We start from the raw sequence: 15371 nt of genomic DNA, 5'->3' as shown, positions 1-15371 counted from the left end.
AGAGCATAGCGGCAAACTTGCGTTGACTATAGTTTGCAGTTATTGTATATTGGCTGTAGCAGAGTTGAGCAGAGTTTAGTTTAGATGAGATGAGTTTAGCAGAGCAGAGCTGAGTATAATATGATTAGCGCTACACGGGATGAACCGTGCGGTTGCTTTCTTCTATATGGATGTGGCTTGCATACTTGTATGGTATGCTTGTATCTTCGCATCCCCAGCTTTCCTATCATTTCATCGTTAACGATAAGACCTCTACTTTGCGTAGAGGTCTTTTTTAGTTGCACTCTGTATCATTCCCCTCGATAGGGAGAAAAGGAGTGAAGGCGATGATCCCCCGCTATGAACAAATATTAGAGCTTTCCCGTGACTACAATGTTATTCCAATCTCGCGTACCATTCTCGCTGATATGGAAACACCGATTCGGTTATATCAGCGGCTGCAAGATGAACGATATGCCTTTTTGTTAGAAAGTGTTGAAGGCGGAGTGCAATGGGCCCGATACTCCTTTATCGGCACAGATCCATTTCTCCTGCTTCGTGGGAAAAATGGAGTGAACGTCATCACTGAAGGCGGAAGGCAGCGGCATCTGGATGCGAAGCCGTTGGAAGGACTACAGGCGCTGCTTAAGCGCTATAAGAGTCCTGTCATACCAGGCCTTCCACCTCTAACCGGAGGCGCAATCGGCTTCTTCGGCTACGATCTGATGCAGCAGTATGAGAAGCTGCCGCGCCACGCAAAGGACGACTTGAACATGAATGACATCCAATTCATGTTCTGTGATCAGCTAGTTGTGTTTGATCATATGAAGCAGCAGATTCAAGCCATAGTCAATCTGCATGTTCCAGAAGGCGCTGGCAGCAGTGAACTTCGCGAGCTGTACCATGAAGCTGGCCAGAAGCTCGCTCGCTTGGAGCAGAAGATAACAGCCCCGCTGCCTCACGCGCTAAAGCCCATCTCTGTTGAAGCATTGGCAGAACGGGTTGACGATATTGGAGCTGTGATCAGCAATGAGACAAGGGCTTCCTATATGAACAAGGTTGAACAAGCGAAGGAATATATCCGGTCGGGCGATATCTTTCAAGTCGTACTCTCGCAGCGCTTCGAGCGAGTGACGGAAGCGGAGCCTATCGATGTTTACCGGATGCTGCGAATTACCAACCCATCGCCATACATGTACATGCTGAAAATGGATGATGAAACGCTGGTTGGCTCATCTCCAGAAGCGCTCGTACGTGTCAAAGGCGATCGTGTAGAGACGAGACCGATTGCGGGAACGAGAGCAAGAGGAGCGACGCCTGAACAGGATCTCGCGTTAGAAGCAGAGCTTCTTGCGGATGAGAAGGAGCGGGCAGAGCATATTATGCTGGTTGATCTAGGCCGCAACGATATCGGTCGTGTATCTGAATTCGGATCTGTACAATGTGATTCCTATATGAATGTCGAGCGATACTCGCATGTCATGCACATCGTATCGAACGTATCTGGGAAGCTTCGTGAAGATAAAGATTTCTTTGACGCTTTCCTCTCATGTTTGCCTGCCGGAACCGTATCTGGAGCTCCGAAGATTCGCGCGATGGAAATCATCGCTGAGCTCGAACGGGAAGCAAGAGGCGCATATGCAGGTGCGATCGGCTATCTTGGCTTCAACGGCAATCTGGATACTTGCATCACGATTCGAACGATTATATTCAAGCACGGTAAAGCCTACGTACAATCTGGAGCGGGTATCGTATGGGATTCAGTACCTGAGAAGGAGTACGAGGAAACCGTGAACAAAGCTAAGGCATTGCTTATATCTATCGTGATGGCAGAGCGAGTCTTTGGTAAAGAGTATGGCGCCCAATCGAAGAGATCCTCTTCTATGCGCACTGCAGGTGCGGGTAAGCTTGTTCACGCGAATATGGACTATGATCTTCAAGTACAAGATGGCAGTCCGGTAAGAGAGGTGAAGGTTCAATGAGCGAGGATCTGAGAATTAGAGAAGCGTTGAATATAGTGCTCGCTGGGAGAGACTTGACTCGTGATCAGGCAAGACTTGTCATGGAGGATATTATGGGCGGCAGAGCAACCTCCGCACAGATTGGCGCGCTGTTGGCTGGGCTGCGGCTTAAGGTCGAATCTGTCGATGAGATAGCGGGATTCGCCGATGCGATGCGCAATCTATCGAACCACTTGATCACCTCTCGTGATCGACTGCTGGATACGTGCGGCACAGGGGGATCAGGAATCCACAAGTTCAACATCTCGACCGCATCCGCCATCATAGCAGCCTCCTCCGGCGTACGGGTTGCGAAGCACGGCAACCGTTCTGCTTCTGGCAAGGCAGGCAGCGCGGACGTACTGGAAGAGCTTGGCGTCAACATTCAATTAAGCGGCGAGCAGGCAGCGGATTGCTTGGAGCGCACCGGCATATGCTTCATGTTCGCTCAGATCTATCATCCAGCCATGAAGCACGCGGCTGGCCCGCGGAAGGAATTAGGGGTGCGCACCGTATTCAATATGCTCGGGCCGCTCACCAATCCCGCGGGCGCCGACCGACAGCTGCTCGGCATCTACGATCGCAATCGCACCGAGACGGTCGCGGCGGTGCTTCGCGAGCTAGGCCTTAAGCGGGCTATGGTCGTGGCCAGCGAAGACGGGCTGGATGAGATCAGCCTATCTGCTCCGACCCGTGTTAGTGAGCTTCGCCATGGCGAGATTGTAACGTATGACATCACGCCGGAGCAGCTAGGTCTGACGACGCAGCCGTTGACAGAGGTGCTGGGTGGAGATGCGGTTACGAATGCCAACCTGATCCGCCGCATTCTAAGAGGCGAGCGGGGTGGGCATCGTGATATCGTGCTGGCGAATGCTGGCGCGTGCATCTACGTATCCGGACAAGCGGATTCAATCGCAGAAGGAGTAAGCATAGCGGCTGAAGCAATCGACAGCGGCCGTGCCGGCTACAAGCTGGACGAATGGATTGAAACTACAGGAGGATTAAGCCATGTTTCTTGATCGGATTATCGCTACGAAGCGAGAAGAAGTACAGGCGCTTCAGCAGGAGATGAACCTGGATGAAGCGCTGCGGCAGATTGCGCAGCTTCCGCCCTGTCGTTCATTGAAGCAAGCGCTGACGAGCGGACGGCATCGGGCTGTAGGCTTGATCGCTGAAGTCAAGAAGGCTTCGCCTTCCAAAGGTCTGATTCGCGAACAGTTCCACCCTGAACAGATCGCGAAGGAATATGCTGCCTCAGGGGCGGATGCACTGTCCGTGTTAACTGACGTACAGTACTTTCAAGGCAGCATCGATATATTCAGCAAGGTTCGAGCGGCGGTAGATCTTCCGCTACTGCGAAAAGAGTTTATCATCAGCAAGGAGCAGCTGGCTGAGGCGCGCTTAATTGGCGCAGATGCAGTGCTGTTAATTGCTGCGGTTCTAGATGACGTAGAACTTGCTGAGCTGTTCGCATTCGCCAAGCAGCTAGGCTTAGAGTCGTTAGTCGAGGTTCATGATCTGACAGAGCTCGAGCGGGTCAAACGACTTGATGGTATAGAGCTAATCGGTATCAACAATCGGAACCTCCATACGTTTGAAACGGATATCGAGCAGACTGCACGGCTTCTATCGGCTGTACCGAAAGGAGCGGTGCTGGTAAGTGAGAGCGGCATCCATCAGCCTGAACATCTCGTGAACTTGCATCAGCAGGGTGTGCATGCAGTGCTCGTGGGCGAACATTTTATGAAACAAGATCGGATCGGTGATGCCGTTCATGAGCTTATGAGCAGGCTGGAGCCGATTACTCAATAATATGATCGAGAATGTAATCGAGCTTTATAATCGCAAGATGTTATTTATATATAAAAGGGGAGAATCGTGTTGAACGTTAAGATTTGCGGCATTCAGGACACTGCTACGGGGGTGCAAGTCGCAAGGTTGAAGCCTGATCATATCGGGTTCGTATTTGCGCCTAGCCGCAGACAGGTGACACCGCCGCAAGCCGCGTCCATCATAGATGCGATCCGAAGCGGCATCAGCAACGCGCCTGAGATGGTTGGAGTGTATGCCCGAACCGAGCGCAGTGAATTGGAACGGGTATTAACAAGCGTACCGCTTGATGCCGTCCAGTTTCATGCTCATGAAGATCTGTCGATTGTCCAGTGGATTAAAGACCGATGGTCAATAAAGATATGGCTAACAATGCCGATCCCAGCCTGTACAGCTGATGCGCATGAGGTGAGGGACCAGCTCATTCAGCATCAATTCGAACGACTATCTTCCATTATAGATGGTGTCGATGTGCTCCTTCTCGATACGCATGATCCTGTACAGGGCGGAGGCTCAGGTCATACATTTCAATGGGATGTGATCCCTGCATATCTCGCTTATACCATAAGCAACTCGATTCCACTCTATGTGGCGGGCGGGCTTCACGCTGATAACATTACGAAGCTAAAGGCTAGTTACAATCTACAAGGAGTAGATATATCAAGCGGTGTAGAAACGAACGGAGTTAAGGATCTCACTAAGATCCGATCATTTATCGAAAGGGTGAAGGCCTAATGGAACAACAAACACATACACCAACCTACACATATCCGGATGAACGAGGGAGATATGGCGCATTTGGCGGTCGCTATGTTCCTGAAACATTAATGAATGCGCTCTTCGAGTTGGAGGAAGCATATAGTAAAAATATTGCAGATCCTGAATTTCAGCGTGAGCTGATTCATTTGCTCCATACGTATTCAGGCCGCCCAACAGCGCTGTACCACGCGGAACGGCTGTCTCAAGAGCTGGGCGGCACAAAGATCTACTTGAAGAGGGAAGACCTTAACCATACTGGCGCTCATAAAATTAATAATACAATCGGTCAAGCTCTATTGGCGAAACGGATGGGCAAACGTAAAGTAATCGCGGAAACAGGCGCCGGCCAGCACGGCGTCGCGACGGCAACCGTCGCTGCATTATTCGGCATGGAGTGCAAAGTGTTCATGGGCGAAGAGGATATGAAACGCCAGGAGTTGAACGTATTCCGTATGCGCTTGTTGGGGGCGGAGGTTGTGCCAGTAATGTCAGGTTCCCGTACATTGAAGGATGCAGGCAATGAAACCCTGCGCTACTGGGTCAGCCATGTGCAGGATACGTTTTATATTCTAGGGTCGGTGGTTGGTCCTCATCCATATCCAATGATCGTTAGGGATTTCCAGAGAATTATCGGAGACGAGACGAAACGTCAGATGCTTGAAGCGGAAGGCCGCTTGCCAGATATGTGTATCGCGGCAGTTGGCGGCGGCAGCAATGCGATGGGGATGTTCTATCCGTTTATCGAAGATTCGTCCGTTCGCCTTATCGGTGTTGAGGCGGCAGGCAGAGGTGTGGATACAGATGAGCATGCTGCAACGATGACACTTGGGCGCCCAGGTGTATTTCAAGGCTCGTTAAGCTACCTGCTGCAGGATGAATACGGTCAAGTTCAGGAAGCTCATTCCATATCGGCGGGCCTTGACTATCCGGGAGTAGGTCCAGAGCATGCTCATCTCAAACAATCTGAGCGTGCGGAATATGTGCCGATTACAGATGATGAAGCAATGGATGCGTTGCAGCTGCTGTGTCGTACGGAAGGAATACTCCCTGCGCTGGAATCTTCACACGCACTTGCTCAAGCAGTGAAGCTAGCGCCACAGTTGAGCTCTGATACGATTATGGTGGTCAACTTGTCAGGACGCGGAGACAAGGACGTAAGTACGATCATCCAAGCATTAGGAGGGAAGTAATCATGAGTACTGTCTTATCAAATAGATTAGATGCAGCGTTCGAACAATTAAGAACTTCAGGCGAAACCGCCTTGATCCCATTCATAACGGTAGGTGATCCGACGTTGGATGTAACCGTCCAGCTGCTTCTCGGCATGGAGAAGGCCGGCGCCAATGCGATCGAGCTCGGTATTCCATATTCCGACCCATTGGCGGATGGTCCGATCATCGAGCGCGCGTCTGCGCGCGCACTGCAAGGGGGTACGACGATCAGACACGGCTTGGAGGCGGCGCGTCGCGCTCGCGCTGAAGGTGCTAAGATACCCTATGTGCTGTTCACTTATTACAATCCGGTGCTGCAATATGGTATTGATCGGCTGTTCTCAGAGCTGCAGGCTGCTGATGTCAGCGGAATCATCATTCCGGACCTGCCGGTAGAAGAGAATGCTTCTGTTCTGGAGGTTGCTGACAGCTTCGGGGTTCACCTTATCCCTTTGGTAGCTCCCACTTCGAAGGAGCGGATTCGCCGCATTGTCAGCACAGGCAGAGGATTTGTATATTGTGTGTCTTCGCTCGGCGTAACGGGTACTCGCGACTCCTTTGGCGATGAAGTGAATTCTTTCCTTGACGAAGTCCGTGCATCCACTGATCTGCCGATTGCTGTAGGCTTCGGTATCTCGACTCGTGCACATGTCGAGCAATTCTCAGATCATTGCGACGGAGTTATCGTAGGCAGTGCGATCGTGAAGCAAGTTGAGGCAGCACTGCCGCTGCTAAGCAATCCGCAAACTGTGGAAGATGGGGTCTTGCAAATTTGTAATTTTGTGCGACAATTGAAATCATAAAAATTTGATCATATAAATAGATCCAATTGTGGAAAGGGTGGGGTTTAGGATGCAACCGAAAAGCACTGTCGTACATTTACCAGTCTATCAACCGGGCAAGTCTGCGGAGGATATTAAGCGGGAATACGGATTAGATTCCGTCGTTAAACTCGCTTCAAACGAGAATCCATATGGATCCTCTGATAAGGCTAAGCAAGCTATACTTGCGGAAATGAACAACACGAACATTTATCCTGACGGTGCAGCGGTTAGCCTGACCCGCGCAGTGGCGGAACATTTTAATGTTAATGCCGATCAGGTTATATTCGGCGCAGGTTCTGATGAGATTATATTGATGTTGTGCCGCGCTTATCTCGTACAAGGCGATGAGACGATTATGGCGGATCAGACATTTCCGCAATACAAGCATAATGCGGAGATCGAAGGTGCGGTCATTGTTGAGGTGCCTCTCAAGGAGGGCACACATGATCTTGATGCTATGCTGAAGGCTGTAACCGATCGAACTAAGATCGTTTGGATCTGCAATCCGAACAACCCGACAGGCACGATTATCCGGCACGATGAGGTAGCGGCCTTTATGGAACGTGTACCTGCGAATGTGATTGTTGTATTGGATGAAGCATACTGTGAATATGTAACGGACGAAGCTTTCCCGGATGCATTCTCATTGCTAGCGCAATACCCGAACCTGATTACACTGCGAACATTTTCGAAGATTCATGGTCTCGCTGCGCTTCGTATCGGCTACGGTATCGGTCACCCAGACTTGATCCGTACGATCAATCAGGTTCGTGAACCGTTTAACACGACACGCTTCGCTCAGGCTGCAGCATTGGCATCACTACAAGATACGGGATTTATCGAAAGCTGCAAAGCTAATAATGCGGAAGGTATCCGTTATCTGCAAGCAGAGCTCGAACGTTTAGGCTTTACAAGCTTCCCGGCACACGGCAACTTTATCATGGTGGATTGCGGCATGCCATCCGCTAATATGTTTGAACTCTTGCTGCATAAAGGCTTCATTACACGCGCAGGACATCGTCTGTACCCGAATCACATACGGATTACAGTTGGGCGTCCAGAACAGAATGAAGGTCTGATAGCTGCGCTGAAGCAGATTGTTCAAGAGGTAAAGGTGACATCATGATAAATGTAGCTATTCTGGGCGTGGGGTTGATCGGCGGCTCCCTCGCCCTTTGCTTTCGCGGTAAGCCTGATATTCATGTAACCGGATATTCACCTAACTCTGCCTCGACGGCAAAATATGTCGAACTCGGTGTGGTTGATTCCGCTACGACTTCGCTGGCTGAAGCCGTACATGATGCTGACTTTATATTCGTTTGTTCTCCAGTAGGTATGCTTAATGAGATGCTCCTTCGTCTAAGTGCTTTACCGCTGAAACGGGGTTGTGTTGTTACGGATGTAGGCAGCACAAAAGCGTCTGTCTCGAAGTGCGCTCAAGAGCTCGACTGGCAAGGGGTGCACTTTATTGGTGGACATCCTATGGCTGGCTCTGAGCGTTCAGGAGTAGAAGCGGCGTCTGTACTGCTCTTTGAAAATGCTTATTATGTCCTAACACCCGAACCTGGTACTGACGAAGAGGCTTACCAACGCTTGACGAATCTGCTCCAACATACACGCGCTCATCTTATTCGCATGAATCCAGTAGAGCATGACCGTGTCGTCGGGGCGATCAGTCATTTGCCGCATATTGTGGCAACGGCATTAGTGAATCAGGTCCGCTATTACAATGAAGACAATGATATGTATGTTTTGCTGGCGGCAGGCGGATTTCGTGATATCACACGAATCGCGTCTAGTGATCCAACGATATGGAGCGATATTCTGATCAATAATCGCGGAGTCATGCTCGATCTGCTGAAGGACTGGAAAACATCGGTTCAGCAGTGGATAGATGTTCTGGAGAATCAGAATGCGCAGTTTATTCGGGATTCCTTTACCCACTCTGGTGAGTTTCGCAGTAGAATGCCGGAGCGGCGCAAAGGCGTCATCCATTCTCTATACGAATTATATGTTGACGTTCCTGACGAACCAGGAATCATCGGTAGAATCACAACAGCGCTTGGCAATCATAATGTCAACCTGAGCAACATTCAAATTATTGAGAGTCGTGAAGATGTGCCAGGCGTGCTGAGGTTATCATTCCGTGATCAGAAGGATTGGGATGCGGCTAAAGGCTTACTTTCTTCACTCGAATTTAGGGTATATGTCTAATAAATGGTAAATAAAGTGAGCTTTGTCTAATGTGTGGGAGAAATTAGAAAAATGATGAAATTAATATTCAAGAATATATTGACAGTTTGAAAACGTATACAATATAATAAAAGTACAGTATGGTTTCTCTCCACTCCTATCCAATTATATGTGCTTACGAATTTAAGCACTCGCCACTATGAATAGTGGCGTTTTTTTTTGTCTTTTTTGAGCTCGCAATGAAAATGGATGTATTGGATCGTTTGTGTGACTCATCACTAAATCAGCTTTATACGAAGGAACAATTCCAGTGAATTATGCATATGTATATTTTGACAACAGAATTCATTTGTGTTGGACATCCAACTCAATAGTCATCTTTTGATCTACTGTTAAATAAACTAGCTTTTGGGTAATTATTTTTAGAGTTTCTTTTATTTGGCATTAAATATTAAAAAAAATTAAGGATTCCTAATCTTTTCTATGGTAGAATAATAGCGCATCTGAAATAATGACAAAACATAACATATCATGCTAAATTCATATAATATTTTTTGGAAGACTGTTTTTATTAACCGCAACTAATAGTTCCCTTATAGGTATATACAAGTAAGTCAGTACATCGGGAGCGTAGTGGAAAGCTAGGAGGTCGCAATCCATGACTGATTCGGAAATCATCCGTGATATTAAAGACGGTGACGTAGATTTATACGCGGAATTGATGAATCGTTATCAACGCAAGGTATTGGCTTTTATTTATCACATGCTCAGGAGCTCACAACAAGAGCTGTTAGCTGAAGATTTATGTGCAGAAACATTTTATAAGGCGTTTCGAAGCTTACATACATTTCGGGAAGCGGAAGCTTCATTCTCAACATGGTTATATACGATTGCACGCAATACTGTTCTAAGTGAGCTTCGCAAGCAACGGAGCATTCAACTGTCTTTGGATGAGGACAACAGTATTGTCCCTGAGGCGCCAAAAGAGATCGTACCAGAGAATGCTATTCTTCGTAACGAGAAAGTGCATCTCGTTCGAGAAGCGATCAATCGACTGCCTGAGAAGCAGCGATCAGCCATTATTCTTCGAGAATATGAACAATTAGAGTACCAAGAAATTGCGCATAAGCTGGGACAAACAGTCAGTTCTGTCAAATCATTGTTGTTTCGTGCTCGTGCAAGCATCAAGGTGCAGCTGGAAGGCTATGTTTCGGAGCCTGGGTTGAAGGGATGAACAGCTTATGGAATGTGCGGAAGCGCTCGATTGGATATCGGTATACGCCGATATGCCTGCTGACGATCCGCAGCGACTGGAGATTGAACGACATTTACAGGAATGCCAGAGTTGTGCCGAACAGTACAATGTCTGGAATGTAAGTGAACAGTGGGATGAGGATATGACCGACTGGAGCCTGAGAGCCATCGGCTGGGATAACGAAATTCCAGCTCATCAGTTCAGGCCAGAGGATGTCATGGAACGGATCTATAATGACATTCCGTGGTTTACTCCTGCTCATAGACGCGGCAACCGGATGAGTCCAAGAATGCGGAACATATTTGCCGGCATCGTTTCATTCTGTCTTGCTGTGTTTTTATCTGGTTTATTAGCTCTCGCCGTGACTGCGGAGCAGCCTATGGCCAAGCCTGCGACTGGCATCGTGCCGACAATTGTCGTAGGGAGTGTTGAATCTGAAATAAGTTCAATTGAAATGGAACTGCCTGACTTTGGCGCCAACGACCCTGTCCTGCTGCATGTGGTGCCGACAGTGCCGCAATACTGGATTGCGCTTTCGTTATTCGGTATTTCACTTGCCTTGCTGCTGCTGAACTGGTTGACACGGGCAAAGGAATAGTTTCATAATGATAGGAATTCATTAGGAGCCGAAGGTGGAGCGCATGGGGAAGCAATACATTGGATTAGTTAGACATGGGTTGACGGACTGGAACGCACTTGGCAAGATTCAAGGCCAGACGGACATACCCTTGAACAATACAGGCAGAATGCAAGCCAAGTTATTAGCGAATCGCTTATATGAGGATGAGAACAGCTTCCGATTCACTGGCGTCATTTCAAGCGGTATGCAGCGTGCGGAAGAGACTGCTCGCATTATTACGGATACGCTGCATATCCCTCTGCTTAAACCGAATATCGGGCTTCGAGAGCGTGCATATGGTCTCGTTGAAGGCACGACACCGGAAGAGCGGGAGCAGAGATGGGGTTCAGATTGGCGGAAGATGGACCTCGGACAGGAAAGTGATACGGTTCTTCAATCGCGAGCGCTGCATACGCTGGAAGCCATCGCACGGCGTGAAGGCAACAAGAGTTTATTGCTTGTCACGCATGGGAGCTGGCTTGCTCAATTGTTTGCCGCATTATTAGGAGGCCGGGTACAAGGCCATATCTCGAACTTGTCCTATTCCGTACTTGAGAGAGACGGTTCAAGCTGGAACCCTATCCTGTTCAATTGTACGAAACATATGCAGCCATCAGATGCATTTGCGATTCAACGCAACATTTGAATATCTCATAGGTAAGCATAAGCTTTCAGAATCACTATGACAGTGGTTTTGAAAGCTTTTTTTGTTGCGAGATTATTTGGATGAACTGAATAAATGTTGGAGTTTTTCCAATAATGGATAATGGATAGCGAAGAATCGGCATGATGCAAAATGAGATCGGGAGGAGGAAATGCGTGAATTTAGCGGATATGCTCAGTTATGCGGACATTGCTCAGCTGACACTAATTGCGAAGCGATATGACTGTGAGTGCAACAAGCACTCCAAGCATGAGCTGATTCAATCCATCTTGTCAGAGCTGGGCAGAAAGGATGTATTCGAGCGCTACGTCTCGGATATGTCGCTTGAAGAACTGCGTTTTTTGAACTCCATACTATTTGATCAGCGCAGTTCGTTCAGCTTAGAGGATCTTGTCGCTCACGTCCAGCAGACGCGTTTCGATATGGAACAGCAGAAGGAGAGCTTGCCTCCGCCTCGAGATATTATCGTGAAATTCAAGCAAAGTGGATGGTTGTTTAACGGGTGCAGTCCGAATACGAAGTATTTATTCCAGGTCCCCGAAGACATGAAGCTGCGCTTTAAGGATGTATTGCACCGCAGGTTTGAACATGAGCTGCAATATGTTCAAGAGCCAGAAGCCTATCGAGATGAAGATGGACATCTAGGTGAGGATATTGTGAAGCTGTTGGAGTTTATACATACCGAGTCTGTTCTACTGAATTCGGAAGGCGTCATGTATAAGAAGGCTCAGCAACAGCTCTTAGAAGCGCTATCGATCTCCGAGTCTGTTATACAGAAAGGGGAGTGGCGCTTCGGGTATGGACGCAGGTTTCATAATTATCCAAACCGCATGTCCCTCTTGTATGACTATTCATTCTATCAAGGATGGATCGAGGAGCAAGAAGCTAAGCTAGCATTATCGCAAGCAGGACTTGAAAGACTGCAGAACGGTTCAAGTTACGAGCCGGTACAGCCCATATACAGATTCTGGCTTAAGCTGTACAAGAACGCGATTCCTAATCTGCTTTCGATCGTGAACTGGATCTATAAGTGCACAGGGAAGTGGACAACGCTTGATTCATTGGAATCCGTGCTGCTACCATACGTAAAACCATTCTATTACGATAGTCCAGCTAACATTATTAGGCAGCGCATCGTGAGGATGATGGTACATCTAGGATTGCTTCGTTATGGAGAACACCCGGATTATGGGGCAGTCGTTCAGATCACAAGACGGGGGCAAACGCTTATTCAAGGCGTATACGTGCCACACGAAGATAAGATCAATCTGAAGGTTGACAAATAATTGCTCCGTTGTTACTATGAGCCCAACTTTTTACATATGAGATTGGGTGTTAACCCAAGCAATGACAAGTTGGAGGAGGCAGCGGGATATGTTCATACCATATCAGGGGATCATTCCAAGAGCGCATCAATCTGTATATATTGCGGATGGTGCTAAGATAATTGGTGATGTAGAGATCGGTTCGGAGTCTACCATTTGGTTCAACGCGGTATTGCGCGGAGACCTGGCTCCAATTCGAATTGGTCAATGTGTCAATATACAAGACGGATCGATAGGCCACGTAAACACAGATCAACCGCTAATCGTTCAAGATCGAGTATCGGTCGGTCACGGCGCAATCATTCACGGCTGCCAGATAGGCAAAGGTACATTGATTGGCATGGGGGCGATTGTACTGAACGGGGCGGACATCGGTGAATATGCTTTAATAGGGGCCGGTTCGGTCGTTACCGAAAATAAAAAAATACCAGCCTATACCCTCTCTCTAGGTTCACCCGCTCGTGTCGTTCGCGAGCTGACAGATGATGACATAGAGCGGATGAAGCGAACAACCGAAAGCTATGTGGTGAAAGGAAAGGAATATAGGATCTCTTAATCGTTCTGGTTTGGAGGTGCGTCCTATGGATAAAATGAAAGTAACATATGAAGCGATGCTGAGCTTGACAGCAGAGATGGTTTGGGATGACGCAATAAAAAAATACCGCACCCGCCAAATATACGAAGCTATTGATCAAGCGCTGGTCGCTGGTGATGAAGCTGCGTTTCAGATGCTGACAACAGAATTGAAATCCATACAATGAAGAATGCGTATAACGGTTCTTCTTTTTTTTGCAGTTATAGGTATAATAAAGAGGAATAATAAGGTAAATCTGTATTGGGAGGAACATCATGAAATTCAGTGAGTTAACTTTGGAACAATGGGAAGAGTGGAAACCTTATCTAGATACATGTCTTCTGCCTGTCACAGGCTTAAACGGGACCGAATCCCCGGTTGAGGCAGCGCTTAAGCTGGAGGATCTAAGAGATTGGCTCGATTTGGTGGAAGGGCCATTTCACGGACGAATCGTCACATATCCTGCGTATCACTATGCCCAACAATCAAGTACAACAGATGAACAGTGGAAGGTGTTGAATGCCTTTATCCAGCAATTGAAACAGTCTAACTTCCGATATGTCGTCATCATGTCGTCACATTTGACAATCCCCGACCATATTCTTTCTGCGGCAGATCTTGTGCTCACTCCTAATGATAACAGTCAAAAAGACAACGGTAGCTCGGCTTCATATGTGAATAAATGCATTCAAGATATGTGGGCAACAGGGTAAATATGAAATAAATGTGACAATTTCTCAACATTTAGTTCAATATATTGGTTGAAAGTACCAAATAAATTGGTAAAATATTGACGATGGCATAGTGCTGGGATATTATAGGAATGTCCTAGTAAGAATGTGATAATCGTCATTGAAAGCTGTGAGAACGGTTGGGTAAAGGGGGTAGAAACGATGAGCATATCGCATGAGAATGAGCAAACACCTCACAATCCGCTGGCGCGCAAGGAAATGTCACGTCGACAATTCCTTTCCTACACGTTAGGTGGGGCAAGCGCTTTCATGGTAGGCGGAGCGGCGTTGCCAATGATCCGTTTTGCGGTAGATCCGCTCTTGGTGAAAAAGACCGAGGGAAACTTCATTAAAGTAGTGGAAGTCAGCAAGCTGACAGATACACCGCAAGAGTTCAAATTTGATGTGTTGCAAGTGGACGGATGGTATGAGAGTACTGTTACGCTGATCGCATGGATCATGAAGGACGATGCAGGTGTCCTGGCACTGTCTCCAATATGCAAGCACTTAGGCTGCGTGGTCGGTTGGAACAACAATGCTGCATATAAGGATCAGTATTTTTGTCCGTGCCACGGCGCGCACTACACTAAAGATGGCAAGCAGCTGGCCGTCGCTCGCGCACCGTTGGATGAGTACACGGTTAAGATTGACAATGGCTTCGTCTATCTAGGCGATAAGAAGCCGAATACACGCGTGAAATAAGGAGGCGCAATGACTGATGGCTAAAGGTGTGTACAACTGGATCGATGAACGTCTTGATATTACGCCGATGTGGCGAGACGTTGCCGACCATGAAGTGCCGGAGCACGTCAACCCCGCGCATCATTTTTCCGCATTCGTGTATTGCTTCGGCGGATTGACGTTCTTTATTACTGTAATCCAGATCTTATCTGGTATGTTCCTTACTATGTATTATGTGCCAGATATCGTGAACGCATACTATAGTGTTGAATATCTGCAGACGAAGGTAGCCTTCGGGCAAATCGTTCGCGGCATGCACCACTGGGGAGCTTCACTCGTAATCGTAATGATGTTCTTACATACGCTTCGTGTATTTTTCACAGGTTCCTATAAGGCTCCCCGTGAGATGAACTGGATCGTCGGCATGCTGTTATTCTTCCTCATGCTGGGTCTTGGCTTGACAGGTTACCTGTTGCCTTGGGATAACAAGTCCTATTACGCCACAAAAGTTACGATGGAAATTGCGGATACAGTCCCGTATATCGGACCGTATATTAAAGAGTTGATGCAGGGCGGTACTATCGTAGGTACACAAACCTTGACACGATTCTTTGCAATCCATGTATTTTTCCTGCCGGCAGGCCTATTAACCTTGCTAGGTGCTCACTTCTTTATGATTCGCCGGCAAGGCATCTCAGGACCGCTATAAGAGAGGAGGAGAAACCA

At 47.9% G+C, this 15371-nt stretch carries 17 protein-coding genes; all 17 read left to right on the top strand.

Features of this window, described 5'->3' with window-relative positions; genetic code table 11:
- Positions 1 to 326: 326 nt before the first annotated feature.
- The 17 genes from trpE to qcrB all read left to right on the top strand — a co-directional run bounded on the left by trpE (position 327) and on the right by qcrB (position 15354).
- The gene (gene trpE / locus AC3WTP_RS14820) at positions 327 to 1961 is read left to right on the top strand and encodes an anthranilate synthase component I (protein ID WP_492395498.1); all 1635 of its coding nucleotides are present in this window, start codon (positions 327 to 329) and stop codon (positions 1959 to 1961) included.
- Positions 1958 to 2998, top strand: coding sequence for an anthranilate phosphoribosyltransferase (gene trpD / locus AC3WTP_RS14815; RefSeq protein ID WP_492395399.1), 1041 nt, complete (start codon positions 1958 to 1960; stop codon positions 2996 to 2998). The genes trpE and trpD overlap by 4 nt, the downstream gene beginning before the upstream one ends.
- Positions 2988 to 3791, top strand: a complete 804-nt coding sequence (trpC, locus tag AC3WTP_RS14810; protein WP_492395398.1) for an indole-3-glycerol phosphate synthase TrpC — start codon at positions 2988 to 2990, stop codon at positions 3789 to 3791. The genes trpD and trpC overlap by 11 nt, the downstream gene beginning before the upstream one ends.
- 69 nt (positions 3792 to 3860) lie before the next feature.
- Positions 3861 to 4544: a phosphoribosylanthranilate isomerase gene (locus AC3WTP_RS14805; RefSeq protein ID WP_492395397.1), complete on the top strand. Its 684-nt coding sequence runs from the start codon at positions 3861 to 3863 to the stop codon at positions 4542 to 4544.
- Positions 4544 to 5758 (top strand): tryptophan synthase subunit beta, encoded by a 1215-nt coding sequence (gene trpB / locus AC3WTP_RS14800; protein WP_492395396.1) that lies wholly within the window; start codon positions 4544 to 4546, stop codon positions 5756 to 5758. Before AC3WTP_RS14805 ends, trpB begins: the two co-directional genes overlap by 1 nt.
- Before the next feature lie 2 nt (positions 5759 to 5760).
- A complete protein-coding gene (gene trpA / locus AC3WTP_RS14795) occupies positions 5761 to 6582 on the top strand; it encodes a tryptophan synthase subunit alpha (RefSeq protein ID WP_492395395.1) in 822 nt (273 codons plus the stop codon).
- A gap of 49 nt (positions 6583 to 6631) precedes the next feature.
- The gene (hisC, locus tag AC3WTP_RS14790; protein WP_492395394.1) at positions 6632 to 7729 is read left to right on the top strand and encodes a histidinol-phosphate transaminase; all 1098 of its coding nucleotides are present in this window, start codon (positions 6632 to 6634) and stop codon (positions 7727 to 7729) included.
- On the top strand, positions 7726 to 8817 hold the full coding sequence (locus tag AC3WTP_RS14785) for a prephenate dehydrogenase (RefSeq protein WP_492395393.1): 1092 nt from the start codon (positions 7726 to 7728) through the stop codon (positions 8815 to 8817). Before hisC ends, AC3WTP_RS14785 begins: the two co-directional genes overlap by 4 nt.
- 637 nt (positions 8818 to 9454) lie before the next feature.
- Positions 9455 to 10030: an RNA polymerase sigma factor gene (locus AC3WTP_RS14780; RefSeq protein WP_492395392.1), complete on the top strand. Its 576-nt coding sequence runs from the start codon at positions 9455 to 9457 to the stop codon at positions 10028 to 10030.
- 7 nt (positions 10031 to 10037) lie between these two features.
- A complete protein-coding gene (locus tag AC3WTP_RS14775; protein ID WP_492395391.1) occupies positions 10038 to 10649 on the top strand; it encodes a zf-HC2 domain-containing protein in 612 nt (203 codons plus the stop codon).
- Positions 10650 to 10692: 43 nt separating this feature from the next.
- On the top strand, positions 10693 to 11316 hold the full coding sequence (locus AC3WTP_RS14770) for a histidine phosphatase family protein (protein WP_492395390.1): 624 nt from the start codon (positions 10693 to 10695) through the stop codon (positions 11314 to 11316).
- Positions 11317 to 11489: 173 nt separating this feature from the next.
- A complete protein-coding gene (locus AC3WTP_RS14765; RefSeq protein ID WP_492395389.1) occupies positions 11490 to 12620 on the top strand; it encodes a hypothetical protein in 1131 nt (376 codons plus the stop codon).
- Positions 12621 to 12708: 88 nt separating this feature from the next.
- Complete coding sequence (locus AC3WTP_RS14760) at positions 12709 to 13215, top strand: gamma carbonic anhydrase family protein (protein WP_492395388.1); 507 nt, start codon at positions 12709 to 12711, stop codon at positions 13213 to 13215.
- Between the two features lie 25 nt (positions 13216 to 13240).
- The gene (locus AC3WTP_RS14755) at positions 13241 to 13420 is read left to right on the top strand and encodes an IDEAL domain-containing protein (RefSeq protein ID WP_492395387.1); all 180 of its coding nucleotides are present in this window, start codon (positions 13241 to 13243) and stop codon (positions 13418 to 13420) included.
- A gap of 88 nt (positions 13421 to 13508) precedes the next feature.
- The gene (locus AC3WTP_RS14750) at positions 13509 to 13946 is read left to right on the top strand and encodes a DUF2487 family protein (protein WP_492395386.1); all 438 of its coding nucleotides are present in this window, start codon (positions 13509 to 13511) and stop codon (positions 13944 to 13946) included.
- 180 nt (positions 13947 to 14126) lie between these two features.
- A complete protein-coding gene (locus AC3WTP_RS14745; protein ID WP_492395385.1) occupies positions 14127 to 14666 on the top strand; it encodes a QcrA and Rieske domain-containing protein in 540 nt (179 codons plus the stop codon).
- 16 nt (positions 14667 to 14682) lie between these two features.
- Positions 14683 to 15354 carry a menaquinol-cytochrome c reductase cytochrome b subunit gene (gene qcrB, locus AC3WTP_RS14740; protein ID WP_492395384.1) on the top strand — a complete coding sequence of 224 codons (672 nt, stop codon included), beginning with the start codon at positions 14683 to 14685 and terminating at the stop codon, positions 15352 to 15354.
- Positions 15355 to 15371 lie beyond the last annotated feature (17 nt).

Source organism: Paenibacillus sp. EB106-04-04-XG159 (assembly GCF_058791835.1).
The sequence above is the reverse complement of the archived record's forward strand: the minus strand, read 5'-3'. Positions and strand labels throughout refer to the sequence as shown.